Raw genomic sequence first — 14,451 nt, 5'->3', positions numbered from 1 at the left:
ACACTTTTAGCGTTTATCTAATTTTTGTGTGAAGTAATCTCCTAGACCTTGGACGATAAAAACGATCAGTAACATGATGACTGTGGCAACCAAAGTAACCGTTTGATTCCCTAATTGGAAACCTTCAGACCACGCCAATGATCCCAAACCGCCAGCCCCAATCGCGCCAGCCATCGCTGTAAAACCAATCATAGAAACAGAAGTAACGGTAAAACCAGAAACTAACGCTGGCATGCTTTCAGGGATTAAAATTTTATAAATAACTTGCCAATAATTAGCACCCATGGCATTAGCCGCTTCTAGTACACCAGGAGATACTTCCCGAAAAGCAATTTCAACTAAACGAGCGTAAAAAGGAACCGCTGATAAAATCAAAGCAGGTAAAGCCGCACTGGCTCCAATCATACTTCCCACCAATGTTTTCGTAAAAGGAATAATTAAAACCATCAAAATCATAAACGGGGTTGAACGAAAAATATTACTAATAATCGAGACGATATTGTATAAGATCTGGTAACTAGCGCTTTTTTTGCGTCCTAAGCTATACAATAATAAACCTAATAAAATACCTAAAACAAAAACTACAATCATCGAAACAACCGTCATATACAGTGTATCAATAGTGGATGTCTGCATCTTAGCCCAGTCCACTTTATCAAAATTTAGATACGTTTCAGAAAAGCTTTTATCCACGATGCAACACCTCCACTCCTACTTGTTGGGCAGAAAAGAATGCCATTGTTTTATCAATCGCATCTTCTGCGCCGGTAATTAAGACAGTTAAAGAGCCAAATGAATCTTCTTTTGATTGACGAATATTACCATACACTACGTTAATGTCGACATCAAACTGACGAATTGCTTGTGAAATCACTGGTTCATTGGCATTGTCTGCTTTAAAAACAAGTGTAGCGAGCAAGCCATTAGGATTTTCTGCAATAAATTCTTGTAAGACTTCTTTTGGTTCTTCACTTGGTTGTAAGTCTTGTTGGACAAAGCGTTTTGTTACAGCTTGTTGAGGATTACGAAAGACTTTTGATACTTCTCCTTCTTCAACAATTTTACCTAATTCCATCACCGCCACTTTATTACAAATTTTGCGGATAACATTCATTTCGTGGGTAATTAAAACAATCGTCAAGTTCAACTTTTGGTTGATTGCTAATAATAAATCCAGTACTTCATCAGTTGTTTGGGGATCAAGCGCACTTGTTGCTTCATCACAAAGTAAAATTTTAGGATCATTGGCTAAAGCTCTGGCAATACCTACTCTTTGTTTTTGGCCTCCAGATAATTGGGCTGGATAGGCATCACCACGACCTTCTAAATTAACCAAAGCTAAAAGTTCTTGTGCTTTTTGTTGGCGTTTTTCTTTCGGAATACCTGCAAGTTCCATCGGCAATTCGATATTTTCTAAAACAGTCCGGGACCACAATAAATTGAAGTGTTGAAAAATCATCCCGACATTTTTACGAAAATCTCGTAATTCTTTATTTTTTAGAGTACCAATATTTTGTCCATCTACGACTACGCTACCACTAGTTGCTAATTCTAATCCGTTTAACAAACGGACTAAAGTCGATTTACCTGCGCCGGAATAACCGACAATACCATAGATGTCACCTTTATCAACCGTCAAGGAAACACCATCTACTGCATGAATAGTTTGCTTTTTGACGTTAAAACTTTTTTTGACATCTGTCAGTTTTATTAAAGCCATTTTTTCAGCCTCTTTCTTTGTTTACTTCTCAGCAATAAAAAAACAGCTTTCCATCCTTGTAATTCTTTCGATTACAAAAGGACGAAAAGCTGTCGCAATTTCGTGTTACCACCTTAATTTGTTACAGTTTCACAACTATAACCTTACCCAGTACTTACCTAAATCGTGCATACTGTCGTGCTATAACGGGCACTCCCGTAATAAGCTTGCTTATGTGCTCACTTACTCTGCTCAAAGACCATCTTCCATCTTACCTTCATTACCTGTTTGCAGCATCCCAGGCTCTCTGTGAAATGTCGGTGACATGTACTCTTCTTTTCAAAGCTTTCAAGTTATTGGTGAAATTATAACAAGGTAAAAATCAACTGTCAAATATTTTCAGAAAAATTTTACAGTTCATGGAATTCTGTGGCGTCAACATCTTTAAATGCAACTAGCCAAGCATTCATTTCATCTTCGTCGTTTAAGACATCGCTATTTTCCAACGCTTTTTCATTGACAGAAGAAATCGTGCCACTTAATGGTGCTGGAAATTCTTGAACTGCTTTTTCTGCTTCTACTTCAACTAGTGGTGTGCCTTGTTTAAACGTTTGACCGGCTTTTGGCAATGAGGCAAATGTTACTTTACCTAAATCAGATTGCGCAGCTTCCGTTAAACCAACGACATACTCATTTCCATTGTACAATACCCACAAATTATCTTTTGTTTTCAAACATTTTTGTTGCATCTTATTTCGCGATCCCTTCATATTCAGTTTCTTTAAAACCAATCGACAAAAGCTTGTCGTTACGCACTAAAATTGGACGTTTTATTAACATCCCATCACTTGCCAATAATTCACTAGCTTCTTGAAGTGACAAATTGGGCACTTGTTCTTTTAGCCCCATTTCACGATACTTCATCCCACTCGTATTAAAAAAGCGACGAATCGGCAAATCACTTTCTTCCATCCAATGCATTAAAGTTGCAGCAGTTGGCGGATTTTGCACCATATCAATGGTTTGAACAGCGATATCTTGGGAATCTAACCACGCTTTCGCTTTTTTACAAGTACTACATTTTGGATACCAATATAAAGTCAGCATAGCCTTGCTCCTTTACTTTTATTTCCGCATTCACTTTACCACGTTTAAGCAAAAGTAGCATCTTTTTCTTCTTTTTTTGTTTCCGCTTGATAACGCATCGACAAAATCAATCCAATACCAATCATATTACTCAAAATAGCTGAACCACCTTGACTAATAAAAGGTAGTGGAATACCAGTTAATGGTAAAAGTCCAATATTTGCTCCAATATTTTCAAACACGTGGAATAAAATCATCATAATAATTCCCGTTGCGATATAAGCATAAAATTCATTATTTGTATCAAAGCATACGCGAATCATATGATAAATTAAGATAAAATACAAGAGGATCACAAAAGCACTACCGATAAAACCAAAATTTTCTCCAATAACAGTAAAAATCATATCTGATTCTCTAACCGGCACATAGACATCACTTACATTAAACCCTTTACCCAGCATGCCTCCAGAACCAATTGCCAACAAGCCATACGCCAATTGATAAGAGTTGCCTTGCATATCGTGGAAAGGATTCAACCAAGAATCAATCCGGGCAAATTGATAAGATTTAAAGCCCACGTGATATAAAAGGTCACGACCAACCTCTGTTGTCACTAGAAAAATAGTTCCTCCTCCTACAATTGCAAAAATTGCGATTAGAGGAATTAAAATCCGCCAAGATATCCCTGACATTAAAAAGACACCGCCAATAATGGCGACAAACACCAACATCGTCCCGAAGTCTTTTTGCAACATAACTAAAATTAAAACCGGTAACGAAACAGCGAGAATTTTTAAAATAAGTAAGCCGTCTGTCGGTAAATTACGGTTGCGATACTTCACATTATGGGTCGTTACAACGAGTGCTAGCATCAAGATTAAAGCTACTTTCATCAATTCAGCGGGTTGAAAATTCACTGGCCCAAAAGTAAACCAGTTTTTTGAACCTGTTACACTTTCTAAATTGCGGTCATAAAATTTCAATAATAAAGTCATAATTATAAGACCCGCACCATAAATGTAAGGTGTTAATTTCCAAATCCATTTGGACTTCATATGCATAATAACAACAATTGCTACTGTGCCAACGCCATACCAAACCGCTTGTTTTGCTACTCCTGCTAGAACATTAGGATTATTGCGGTCATGCGTCAAGGCAACGTACAATGCCGCTAGCCCGATTAAGCACAACAAAAAGACTGGTAAAATTACACCATAATCAATCCGATTATCATTTCTTGATCGTCTGTTTTCCATGATTCCTCTTCTTTCCAAAAAAGCTTTACAAAACGCATTTAAGATCTTAATTATTGCTTTGATTTTTAAACTCTAACAAAATAATGAAGTCCTCGCGTTCGTTCAGCCAAACACTGTAAAAAAACTAATTACAGTGTTTCTCCTACGTTTTATAATCTAAATTTTAATCAGTAAAAAAGTGCACTTCCTCATTATAGAGGTTAATGAAGGGAAAGAAAAGAAGGGAATAATACCCTAGGAAAAATTTAAAAATTTCTACTGTCCGCATTTTTCATTTTTTGTCAAAAATACTTTAGCTATAAAAATTCAACCAAAAAAATAGGACTCAAGCTGACTGAGATGTCAACTTAAGTCAAAAAGACTATTTTAACTTTTCCAATTGTTTGTAATTAATAATCATGACACCATTACTTTGAGTCATAAGTTGTTGATTATCGCCAGTTTCATCGATTTCAACGACGGCAGAATTTTTTAACTGTTTCGTAACGGTACCGGTCTGCGGTTTTCCGTAAATTGAAAATTTCACATGGGTATCGACCTGAAAACCTTTGCCTGCATCCGATGGAATAATTGTTGTTTCAAACTTACCAAAACTTGCCACTATAGAAAACCTCCCTTTAATTAATACTAGTATACCACACTTTGTGAAAATTTTCTAAGTCATTGTTTCATAGAAGGGTTTTGTCTTTACAAATAATTTATTTTTGCTATAATTTCTAACGTACTCGCCAGCTTAGCTCAGTAGGTAGAGCAACGCACTCGTAACGCGTAGGTCACAGGTTCGATCCCTGCAGCTGGCATAGCTAGAAGCCTTGTTAATCAAGGCTTCTTTTTTTGTATATTTTACCTAAATTTCATCTTGGGGCAGAGATTTTTAAATGCTCCTAAAGCTGAAGTAAGTGACAATTTATAGTTTGTAAGTATTAATAGGTGCTTTTCTTCTTCTATTACTATGATACAATCTAGATGATAAAAATGAAGGTGGGACCAATATGCGTCACAAAAAAATAATACAATTAGACCTATATCTGTTGCTTTTCTTTTAGTAATATTAGTAATTTTAATTTTTAATTTATTCATATTTCTATCCAATAAAAATGCCACTGCAAAAATTTATTCTCATCGAGGTGCTTCTGGTGAAGAAATTGAGCATACATTTTCAGCATACGATTTAGCTATTTTATATGGATCAAAATTTATAGAACAAGATTTAGTAACTTCTAAAGATGGTACCTTATATATTTCTCACGATCTCTCAGCTAAAAGAATTACGGGCGTAAATAAGAATTTTTCCGACATGACTGATAGTGAAATAAATAATTTAAAAACTGCTAATGGGGACAGGATTCTTAAACTACAAGATGTATTCAATAAATACAAAGATAAAGTACATTATGTAATTGAATTGAAAGAAAATGATTTACAAACCTCTCTATTTAAAAAAATTATAAAAGACAATAACCTCGAGAACAATATTATCGTGCAAGCTTCAAATGTTAAAGCACTCAATAATCTTGAAGCAGTCTTTCCTGATATGAAAAAGCTTTTACTTGTTAATACACAAGATAAATTAGAGTCAGGTGTTAAAGAAAAAAATGTTGACATTATTTCTGCTGAGAAAAAACTTATGACCACGGACAATGTTGAACTCGTTCACAAGCACAACAAGGAATTTAACGTTTGGACACTAAATACTACTAAAGAAATTGAAAATGCGATTAAACTTAGAGTGGACACTTACTTTACAAATTATACCGCCAAAGCAATAGCTTTAGAGAAGAAGTTTTTTTATAAATTATCTATTTAAGCTAAAAACAAAAAAAATACTGACACCAAAAGCTAGCTTTTTAGTCTAACTTTTGGCGTCAGTAATTTTTTAGCTATTATTTTGTACCAAACAAGCGGTCACCGGCATCCCCTAAACCAGGAACGATGTAACCATGCTTATTCAAATGGTCATCTAAAGCCGCTGTAAAGATATCAATATCAGGATGTGCTTCTTGTAATGCCCGCACACCTTCTGGAGCTGCCACTAAACAAACAAATTTGATGTTAGACGCACCACGTTTTTTCAATGAATCAATTGCCATAATAGCAGAGCCACCAGTTGCTAACATTGGATCGACCACAAAGATTTGACGATTGTCGATATCTTCTGGCATTTTGAAGAAATATTCGTGAGCTTGTAGCGTTTCTTCGTCACGGTATAAACCGACATGTCCGACTTTAGCTGCTGGAATTAATTCCAAGATACCATCTACCATGCCTAAACCAGCCCGTAAAATTGGCACAATCGCAACTTTTTTACCTGTTAGTGTTTTTTGCGTTGATTGCGCTACTGGTGTTTCAATATCAATATCTTCTAATGGCATATCACGAGATACTTCATAAGCCATCAACATTGCGATTTCGTTAACAACCTCGCGAAATACTTTTGTACCAGTATTTTTGTCACGAATAATTGTTAATTTGTGTTGGATCAATGGATGATCGATTACTTGAAATTTGCCCATTGTAAAAACTCCTTTAGTTTTTATTTTATTTTAAAGCAAATGCGCTAGTTTAACAACTCATCCCTTCATTTTTTTCTGGCGTGCCAATTCAATTTTGCGCTGCCAAGAAACTTGATCTAATTTTTGCCAGAAATTATGGCGATAGTAATAAACTAGTCCAATACTGATTGTAACTATCACTACGGCCACAATACTGTTAACAAGAGTCGCAGCCATGATATTTAAGAGTAAAATGTAGCCTCCAATCAATAAAGCTCCGATAATCATACTCCCCCACATCATAAAAATTAGCCCCACACGGCCACTTCCCCGTAAGAAAAGTTGACTAAAATTCGTCCAATCCACCAAAAGTAAACGATAATCGCGGACAAAATAAAATTGCGATAAGAGGATTGTTCCTAAAATCGCCCCAACTACAAAGAATAGCAGGAACAATAAAGAAGCTTTTAAAACAAGTCCAGTCGCGAAAGCTAAAATTAGCGAAATTCCACCTTGAATTAATAGACCAGCTTTAAATTTTTCGACTAGATAATCTTTGCGGCTAATTGGCAAAGTTTGCATATAAGAATAGTTTTCACCATCTAAAGAAATTAAGTTCCCCACAAATGAGGTTTGATTAATCGTTATGAACGCTAAAATAATCCCACTTAAAAAAGCGACACCTGCAAATTTTAAAGGCAAATGACTCAAATTAAAATCCCCATTAAAAGCAAAAGTAGCAATAAAGACAACTGGAAAAATCAACGATGACGAGAGAACTTGAGTGATTAACGTTGGATTTTTTACCAGTTCAAAATTATATCGTCGTAACACTTGCGCTAGATTTTGATTTTTCTTATGCACACGGCGGACAACCTGATCGGTACTAGAAATAGTCGTTACTTGTTCATAAAGTTGGGGTAAAATTTGCCATTTCACTAAGAAAGCTAAAATGAGTAAAAAGCCAATCACTCCTGCTAAACTCAATAAGCCACTACTAGAAAAAGGAGCATGAACAATATGAAATAATGGCAACAGTGGCAAAATAATATTACGATCGGCTAAATAGTCATCTGCTGAATCACGGTTCATCAGCATAATACCAATAATAACTAAACCCATCGTGACCCATAAAAGCAAGGTCGTCATCAGTTTTTTGTGTTTTTGAAAAACTTTTGTTCGGGTCAGACCAAAAACAATTAAACTGCATACTGCAAATAAAATTAATAGTACGACCACAAACAAGACAACACTCAGAAAAATTGCTAGAAAAATATTTACCCCACTTTTTAAACTCGTTAGTAAAAACAAAACAAGAAGTGGAATAATAAACGGAACGACTGACAACGCCACCACAATGTTTTTTGCAATAAAAATTTGACTTTGCTTAAAAGGTAAAGGTAAATAACTACCTAAATCTTTACTCTCAAAGAAAATATTGTAAATAACACTTACCCCTTGGGATAAGCCTAATAAAGAAAATAGCGTGGCAAAATACGTAAATGTTCCTGGCATTTTCGCAAAATTAGTCATAAAAAGCATAGAACCATAAACTGCTAAAAAGATAAGGCCTGATAATAAATACTGATTTATAATTGCCACCGATAAATTTTTGCGTCCTTTTTTACGCAAACGATCCGTTACTTGTGGATTGGAATAACGTAAACTGACAGCAATTAAAGCTTTTAACTGCTTACTCATCGCTCTCACCTGCTAGTTCTTTGACAATTTCTTCGCTATTTTTTCTACCTGCCATTTTTAAATAAATTGCCTCTAAAGATTCTTCTGGGTTTTCGGCTAATAAATCAGTGACTGAACCGTTATAAATTAGTTCGCCTTGTTTTAAGATAGCTAATTCATCACATAACTGTTGTGCTGTGTCTAACACATGGGTTGAAAAAATAACGGTCTTACCTTTTGCGGCATGTTGTTTCATTAATTCTTTTAAATCAAAAGATGCTTGCGGATCTAAACCTTGCATTGGTTCATCTAAAATCCAAATATCCGGATCTGGCAATAGCGCCCCAATAATAATCGTTTTTTGACGCATCCCATGAGAAAAGCTCGCCAATGTTTCATTCACATGATTTTCCATACTGAATAATTCAACTAATTCTTTTAGTCGATTTTCTTTATTTTCTAACTCATAGGCTGCCGCAATTAAATCCCAGTACTCTCCAGCAGATAATTGCAAGAAAATATCAGGTGTATCCGGAACATAACCGATTCTTTTTTTGATTTCCATGCGATTAGCTGAAAGTTCTTTGCCATCGACTAAAATTTGACCACGAGTTGGTTCAATAATACTGACCAAACTTTTGATGGTAGTTGATTTTCCGGCCCCATTATGTCCCAAAAAGCCAAAAATTTCGCCTTCTTTAATCGTCAAGCTTAAATTTTGTAATGCTGTTTTTGTCCCATAATCTTTTCCTAACTCTTGTAATGTAATCATTTTGTTCACTCCCTATTAAAACACCTTTAAACTAGTGGTTTTAATTTTTTACGTAAAGTAAATCCCCGTATTATTAAGTATCATACTACAATCTGACAGGGATAAAAATGTGTATTTTATTTTCACGAATAAAAATGGATTATTTCTTATAGAAAATTTAGTACGAAGATTATAAATTTTAAGCTAGTTACAATAAGCATAATTAAGATAGAAAATTTCCTAAAACTATTGGAAAAATATTATTTTTCATAAAAAAGTTAAATAAAAAAAGAGGCGATGGCACAAAAAATTGCCATCGCCTGCTCATAAAATTTATTTCTCTAGATCTTGATAAATTGGAAAACGATCCGTCAATCGTTTAACGCTCGCCTTAATTTTAGCTAATTCCGCTTTATCCTCACGATTTTTTAGTGCACTCACTACTAATTGCGCAACTTGAGTACTTTCTTCTTCTTTAAAGCCACGACTTGTTAAAGCCGGTGTTCCTACTCTAATACCGCTTGTTTCTGTTGGGCTAAGTGATTCAAAAGGAATAGAATTTTTATTTAGCGTAATATTAACTGTTTCTAAAATATTTTCCGCTATTTTACCAGTGATATCTAGTCCTCTAACATCAACTAACAATAAATGATTATCTGTTGCTCCAGATACCAGCCGTGTTTCTGGTGTTTGATTAAAGACTTTAGCCATCGCTTGCGCGTTGTTGATAACTTGTTGACTATATTCTTTAAAGCTTGGGTCTAGTGCTTCTTTAAACGCAACAGCTTTAGCCGCAATTACGTGTTCTAGTGGCCCGCCTTGGATGCCAGGGAAAACTGCACTATTAATTTTTTTAGCCAAATCGGCGTCATTGGTTAAAATCATTCCACCACGAGGTCCACGTAATGTTTTATGCGTCGTAGTAGTGGTAATATCCGCATAAGGAATTGGCGATGGGTGTAAGCCTGCGGCAACAAGGCCAGCAATATGCGCCATATCGACCATTAACTTGGCACCAACTTCATCGGCAATTTCTCTAAACTTGGCAAAATCAATTGTCCGAGAGTAAGCACTAGCACCGGCAACAATTAATTTTGGTTGATGTTTACGCGCTAAAATACGTACAACGTTATAATCGATAACTTCAGTAGTGGGATCCACACCGTAACTAACAAAGTGATAGGTTTTACCACTGAAGTTTACTTTTGAACCATGAGTTAAGTGCCCGCCAGCTGCAAGATCCATTCCTAAAATTGTATCGCCAGGTTGAACCAAAGCCAAATATGCTGCTGTATTAGCTTGTGAACCAGAATGGGGTTGAACGTTTGCAAATTGGGCCCCAAATAATTCTTTAGCCCGATTAATCGCTAAGTTTTCTGCGATATCAACAAATTCACAACCACCGTAATAGCGTCGGCCCGGATAACCTTCTGCGTATTTATTCGTCAATACACTACCTTGAGCTGCTAAAACACCCGGTGAAACAATATTTTCTGAAGCTATTAACTCCAAGTTATTTTGCTGACGATTGAACTCATTATCCACAGCTTCCCATAATTCTGGGTCAAATTCACGATAATCCATTTTAGCCACTCCTTTAATTAACACTCGTTTTCTTAGAACTTTTAAGCTAAGTCTAAAAGCCACTTAGTATTGAAATTGTATCACAAAAATAAGGCGCAAAAGAAATCTTTCGCCCCTTATTTTTTCGATTAATCTTCAGCTACAAAATATTGTTGGTTGGCCGATTTTTTTAGACGATTCATATAGGCTGCCCCAATTCCTGTTTCTGGGTAAACTTCTGCCAAAATCACATCTAAAGCTAGTGCTTTATCATCTAATGCCCGCAAACCAGCAAAAAGCCCCTTAGCCGCCGCACTGGCAGTATCTTGACTGTACATAAAGACGCAAGCGGTATCATAGCGCATTTCTTCTGAAATTTTTGGCCCCGCCAAAACGCCAGCCCGCAAATGATTCACTTTTACCCATTCTTTGGCTTTTTGCCAATCGCCATCTTTTACCAGCAAAACTTTTGTATCAGGAGCATAATGTTTGTATTTCATTCCTGGTGCTTTGGGCGCTTCTGATTCACCGACAAGATGTTTATCCAACACCACCGCTACACCTAATGTTTGACTTAATTCTTCTTGAGTAATTGCACCGGGACGTAAAATTACCGGTGCACTGGTTGGGTCACTTAAATCTAAGACTGTTGACTCTAAACCAATTTGAGCCGCACCGTCATCCACAATCCCCGCAATTTTGCCTTGTAGATCATGATAAACGTGCTCACTTGTAGTCGGACTTGGTTTACCAGAAGTATTAGCACTGGGCCCTACTAAAGGAACATTTGCCAAAGTAATTAAATCACGTGTTTTTTTATTGGCTGGCATGCGAAAAGCAGCTGTGGATAAACCACCAGTGACAACCGACGGCAAACTATCTTTTTTAATAGTAAAAATCAAAGTTAATGGTCCTGGCCAATATGTTTTCACAATTTTTTCAGTTAAAGGATGAAAGTTATCCACATAATCTTTTACCATTTCAAAATTGGCGACTGTTACAATTAATGGGTTATCACTAGGGCGGCCTTTCACAGCAAAAACTTTTTTGACTGCATCTGGTAAAAGCGCATTAGCTCCCAATCCGTAGACTGTTTCAGTTGGAAATGCAATCAGTTCGCCTGCTTTTAATTTGTCGGCAGCTTCTTGTAGTTGGTCAGTTTGGTATACCTTTGTTTCCAATTTTTATCCACATCCTTTTTTTACAAAATAAGCGAGTTTTCAACAATTTCATTAAAGTTATCCACTTTTTGTGGATAAACGATTTGTCAAGTGTGCAAAAGTTTGTTAATAACTTTTTTATTGTGAAACCATTCTGCTAGCTATGTTTTTTTTACGTGAAACAATTTTAAAAAATTTTTTTCCACAAGTTTGCGTAATAATTAATGCACATAGACCATTCGTTCATTTCCGCTTAAGTCTTTTTTTACTTGAATTTTTTTATCCGGAAAGGCCTGTTGAAAAATTTCACTGACCGCCTCACCTTGTCTAAAGCCAATTTCAAGGAAGATTTGACCATCTTTTGCTAAAACTTGTTGGGCTTGTTGGGCTAATTTACGATAAATTGCTAAACCATTTTCTGTAGCAAACAATGCGCTTTTCGGCTCAAATTCCCGCACACTTTCATCCATTAGTTCCCACTCACTGGCACTGATGTAAGGCGGATTACTAATAATTAAATCATACTCTTCTTTGGCCCACGTTAACGTATCGCCTAAGACAAAATCTAATTTAGCCCCTAACATTTCGGCATTTTCTTTGGCTACAGCTAATGTTTCTGGGACAATATCCACAGCTGTTACTTGCCAATTCGGGCGCGCTAATTTTAACGAAATAGCAATCGCACCTGTTCCTGTCCCGACATCCACTACTTTTTTGGTTGTATTTTTAGCATTTTCTTTTAAACACCACTCAACCAATTCTTCTGTTTCAGGTCGAGGAATTAAAGTGGCTTCGTTTACTTTAAATTTATGCCCATAAAAATATTCATAGCCTAACAGATATTGGGGGGGAACATTGGCTAATAACGCCTCTAAATCTGCCTTTATTTGCTGTACATCGCTGGCTGAAATTGGTTGATTCATATTTAATAACCACTTGGTCTTATCCCAACCTTTGCGGGCTAAAAAGACAAACTCAATACTATGTCCTTCTTTTCCCGCTGCTTCTAAAAAAGAAGAAGCTCTTAACAGAGCTTCTCGATAAGTCTTAACCATTTTGCATCTCTTCTAATTTCGATGTTTGATCGTACATGATTAAGGCATCGATAATTTCGTCTAATTTTCCAGCTAAAATTTGATCCAATTTTTGAATCGTTAAGCCAATTCGGTGATCGGTTACTCGGTTTTGTGGGAAATTATACGTACGAATCCGTTCAGAACGATCCCCAGTACCTACAGCTGATTTACGGGTTGCATCGTATTCACTTTGAGCTTCATGAGAAATTTGATCATAAACCCGTGCCCGCAAAACTTTCATCGCTTTTTCGCGGTTTTTCAACTGTGAACGTTCATCTTGCATCGCTACGACAATGCCGGTGGGAATGTGAGTCAAACGTACCGCAGAAGCAGTTTTATTGACGTGCTGACCACCCGCACCTGAAGCGTGATAAATATCAGTTCGAATATCTTTATCTGCAATTTCAATTTCCACTTCTTCTGCTTCTGGCATAACGACCACTGTCGCAGTTGAAGTATGAATTCGTCCTTGGGATTCTGTCGATGGTACACGTTGAACGCGGTGAGCGCCACTTTCATATTTTAGTTTGGAGTAGACGTTATCTCCAGTAATCATCATAATTACTTCTTTGTACCCACCAATACCAGTAATATTGGCATCCATAACTTCGACTTTCCACCCTTGGGCTTCAGCGTATTTTTGATACATATTAAATAAGTCACCAGCAAAAAGTGCCGCTTCATCGCCGCCGGCAGCGCCTCTGATTTCCATAATGATATTTTTGTCATCATTTGGATCTTTTGGCAATAACAAAATTTTAATACGATCTTCTAATACTTCTTTTTCTTTTTTCAAGTCACTTAATTCTTCTTTGGCCATTTCTGCCATTTCATCATCTAAGTTTTCACCTAATAATTCTTCAGCATCTTTAATGCCATCAACAACTTGTTTATAACGACGATAAACTTCTACAGTTTCTCTGGTATTGGCTTCTTCTTTTGAAAGCTCCATAAAGCGCTGCGTATCACTAATTACGTCTGGATCACTTAATAGCTCGCCTAATTCTTCATAACGATCTTCAATCGCTTGCAGCTGATCATACATATTGTTTTGCTCCTTTATTATGAGATAGATAATTTAGTAGAGTGTATTTTCTACTAAAGATAATTTTTTATATTTCTGGATGAAAATAATGGTTGCGACAAACAGGGTAATAGGCTTCGTTTCCGCCAATTTGAACTTGATCGCCTTCATAAACGGGCTTGCCGTCAATATAGTGGAGATTCATAGTTGCTTTTTTATGACAAAACCAACAAATTGTTTTCATCTCTTCGATTTTATCTGCATAAAGCAATAAATATTTTGACCCCTCAAATAATTCATTACGAAAATCATTCTTTAAACCAAATGCCATCACAGGAATATTCAATTCATCAACAATTCTAGTAAAGTCTAAAACATGTTGTTTTTGCAAAAATTGTGCCTCGTCAATTAACACACAGTAAGGCTTAAACGTTAAATTATTAATCGTATCAAAGACATTGGTCTCAGCAAAAATTGGAAGTGCTTCTCTTTGTAAGCCAATACGGCTCGAAACTTTTCCAACTCCTGAACGTGTATCTAATCCACTTGTCATAATAACGACAGGCTTGTCTTGTTCTTCATAGTTGTGGGCAACTTTTAAGATTTCAATTGTTTTACCACTATTCATTGCGCCATATTTAAAAAATAATTGTGCCATTAC

General features: G+C 36.2%; 15 protein-coding genes, 1 tRNA gene and 1 other annotated feature. Of the genes, 2 read left to right on the top strand and 14 right to left on the bottom strand.

What is annotated here, in order from left to right:
* Positions 1-6 precede the first annotated feature (6 nt).
* The 6 genes from RU96_RS06990 to RU96_RS06965 all read right to left on the bottom strand — a co-directional run bounded on the left by RU96_RS06990 (position 7) and on the right by RU96_RS06965 (position 4,645).
* On the bottom strand, positions 7-693 hold the full coding sequence (locus tag RU96_RS06990; protein ID WP_071864826.1) for a methionine ABC transporter permease: 687 nt from the start codon (positions 691-693) through the stop codon (positions 7-9).
* On the bottom strand, positions 686-1,720 hold the full coding sequence (locus tag RU96_RS06985; protein ID WP_071864825.1) for a methionine ABC transporter ATP-binding protein: 1,035 nt from the start codon (positions 1,718-1,720) through the stop codon (positions 686-688). Before RU96_RS06985 ends, RU96_RS06990 begins: the two co-directional genes overlap by 8 nt.
* 74 nt (positions 1,721-1,794) lie before the next feature.
* Positions 1,795-2,051, bottom strand: a binding site (T-box leader).
* A gap of 58 nt (positions 2,052-2,109) precedes the next feature.
* A complete protein-coding gene (locus tag RU96_RS06980) occupies positions 2,110-2,448 on the bottom strand; it encodes a glycine cleavage system H family protein (RefSeq protein ID WP_071864824.1) in 339 nt (112 codons plus the stop codon).
* A gap of 1 nt (position 2,449) precedes the next feature.
* Positions 2,450-2,806 (bottom strand): arsenate reductase family protein, encoded by a 357-nt coding sequence (locus RU96_RS06975; protein WP_071864823.1) that lies wholly within the window; start codon positions 2,804-2,806, stop codon positions 2,450-2,452.
* A gap of 44 nt (positions 2,807-2,850) precedes the next feature.
* Positions 2,851-4,044, bottom strand: a complete 1,194-nt coding sequence (locus RU96_RS06970) for an FtsW/RodA/SpoVE family cell cycle protein (protein WP_071864822.1) — start codon at positions 4,042-4,044, stop codon at positions 2,851-2,853.
* A 361-nt stretch (positions 4,045-4,405) separates the two neighbouring features.
* Positions 4,406-4,645 carry a hypothetical protein gene (locus tag RU96_RS06965; RefSeq protein WP_071864821.1) on the bottom strand — a complete coding sequence of 80 codons (240 nt, stop codon included), beginning with the start codon at positions 4,643-4,645 and terminating at the stop codon, positions 4,406-4,408.
* Between the two features lie 126 nt (positions 4,646-4,771).
* On the opposite strand from RU96_RS06965, the gene RU96_RS06960 reads away from it, so the two are divergent.
* Positions 4,772-4,844: transfer RNA gene (locus tag RU96_RS06960), tRNA-Thr, on the top strand.
* Between the two features lie 215 nt (positions 4,845-5,059).
* Entirely contained in the window at positions 5,060-5,851 is a 792-nt protein-coding gene (locus RU96_RS06950) for a glycerophosphodiester phosphodiesterase family protein (protein ID WP_071864819.1), read from the top strand.
* Positions 5,852-5,927: 76 nt separating this feature from the next.
* Here the strand turns inward: RU96_RS06950 and upp are convergent, their stop codons facing one another.
* From upp to RU96_RS06910, 8 genes are all read right to left on the bottom strand, one after another.
* Positions 5,928-6,557 carry a uracil phosphoribosyltransferase gene (upp, locus tag RU96_RS06945; protein WP_016172861.1) on the bottom strand — a complete coding sequence of 210 codons (630 nt, stop codon included), beginning with the start codon at positions 6,555-6,557 and terminating at the stop codon, positions 5,928-5,930.
* 57 nt (positions 6,558-6,614) lie between these two features.
* Positions 6,615-8,237, bottom strand: coding sequence for an ABC transporter (locus tag RU96_RS06940; protein ID WP_071864818.1), 1,623 nt, complete (start codon positions 8,235-8,237; stop codon positions 6,615-6,617).
* Positions 8,230-8,988 (bottom strand): ABC transporter ATP-binding protein, encoded by a 759-nt coding sequence (locus RU96_RS06935; protein WP_071864817.1) that lies wholly within the window; start codon positions 8,986-8,988, stop codon positions 8,230-8,232. The genes RU96_RS06940 and RU96_RS06935 overlap by 8 nt, the downstream gene beginning before the upstream one ends.
* Positions 8,989-9,300: 312 nt before the next feature.
* Entirely contained in the window at positions 9,301-10,551 is a 1,251-nt protein-coding gene (glyA, locus tag RU96_RS06930; protein ID WP_071864816.1) for a serine hydroxymethyltransferase, read from the bottom strand.
* A 128-nt stretch (positions 10,552-10,679) separates the two neighbouring features.
* Entirely contained in the window at positions 10,680-11,711 is a 1,032-nt protein-coding gene (locus RU96_RS06925; RefSeq protein WP_071864815.1) for an L-threonylcarbamoyladenylate synthase, read from the bottom strand.
* A gap of 200 nt (positions 11,712-11,911) precedes the next feature.
* Positions 11,912-12,745 (bottom strand): peptide chain release factor N(5)-glutamine methyltransferase, encoded by an 834-nt coding sequence (gene prmC, locus RU96_RS06920; protein ID WP_071864814.1) that lies wholly within the window; start codon positions 12,743-12,745, stop codon positions 11,912-11,914.
* Entirely contained in the window at positions 12,738-13,811 is a 1,074-nt protein-coding gene (gene prfA, locus RU96_RS06915; protein WP_071864813.1) for a peptide chain release factor 1, read from the bottom strand. Before prfA ends, prmC begins: the two co-directional genes overlap by 8 nt.
* 67 nt (positions 13,812-13,878) lie before the next feature.
* On the bottom strand, positions 13,879-14,448 hold the full coding sequence (locus tag RU96_RS06910) for a thymidine kinase (protein ID WP_071864812.1): 570 nt from the start codon (positions 14,446-14,448) through the stop codon (positions 13,879-13,881).
* Positions 14,449-14,451: the final 3 nt, after the last annotated feature.

The sequence above is a fragment of the Enterococcus canintestini genome (genome assembly GCF_001885735.1).
GTDB classification, from domain to species: Bacteria; Bacillota; Bacilli; order Lactobacillales; family Enterococcaceae; genus Enterococcus_C; species Enterococcus_C canintestini.
This window is presented reverse-complemented; position numbering and strand designations above follow the sequence as displayed.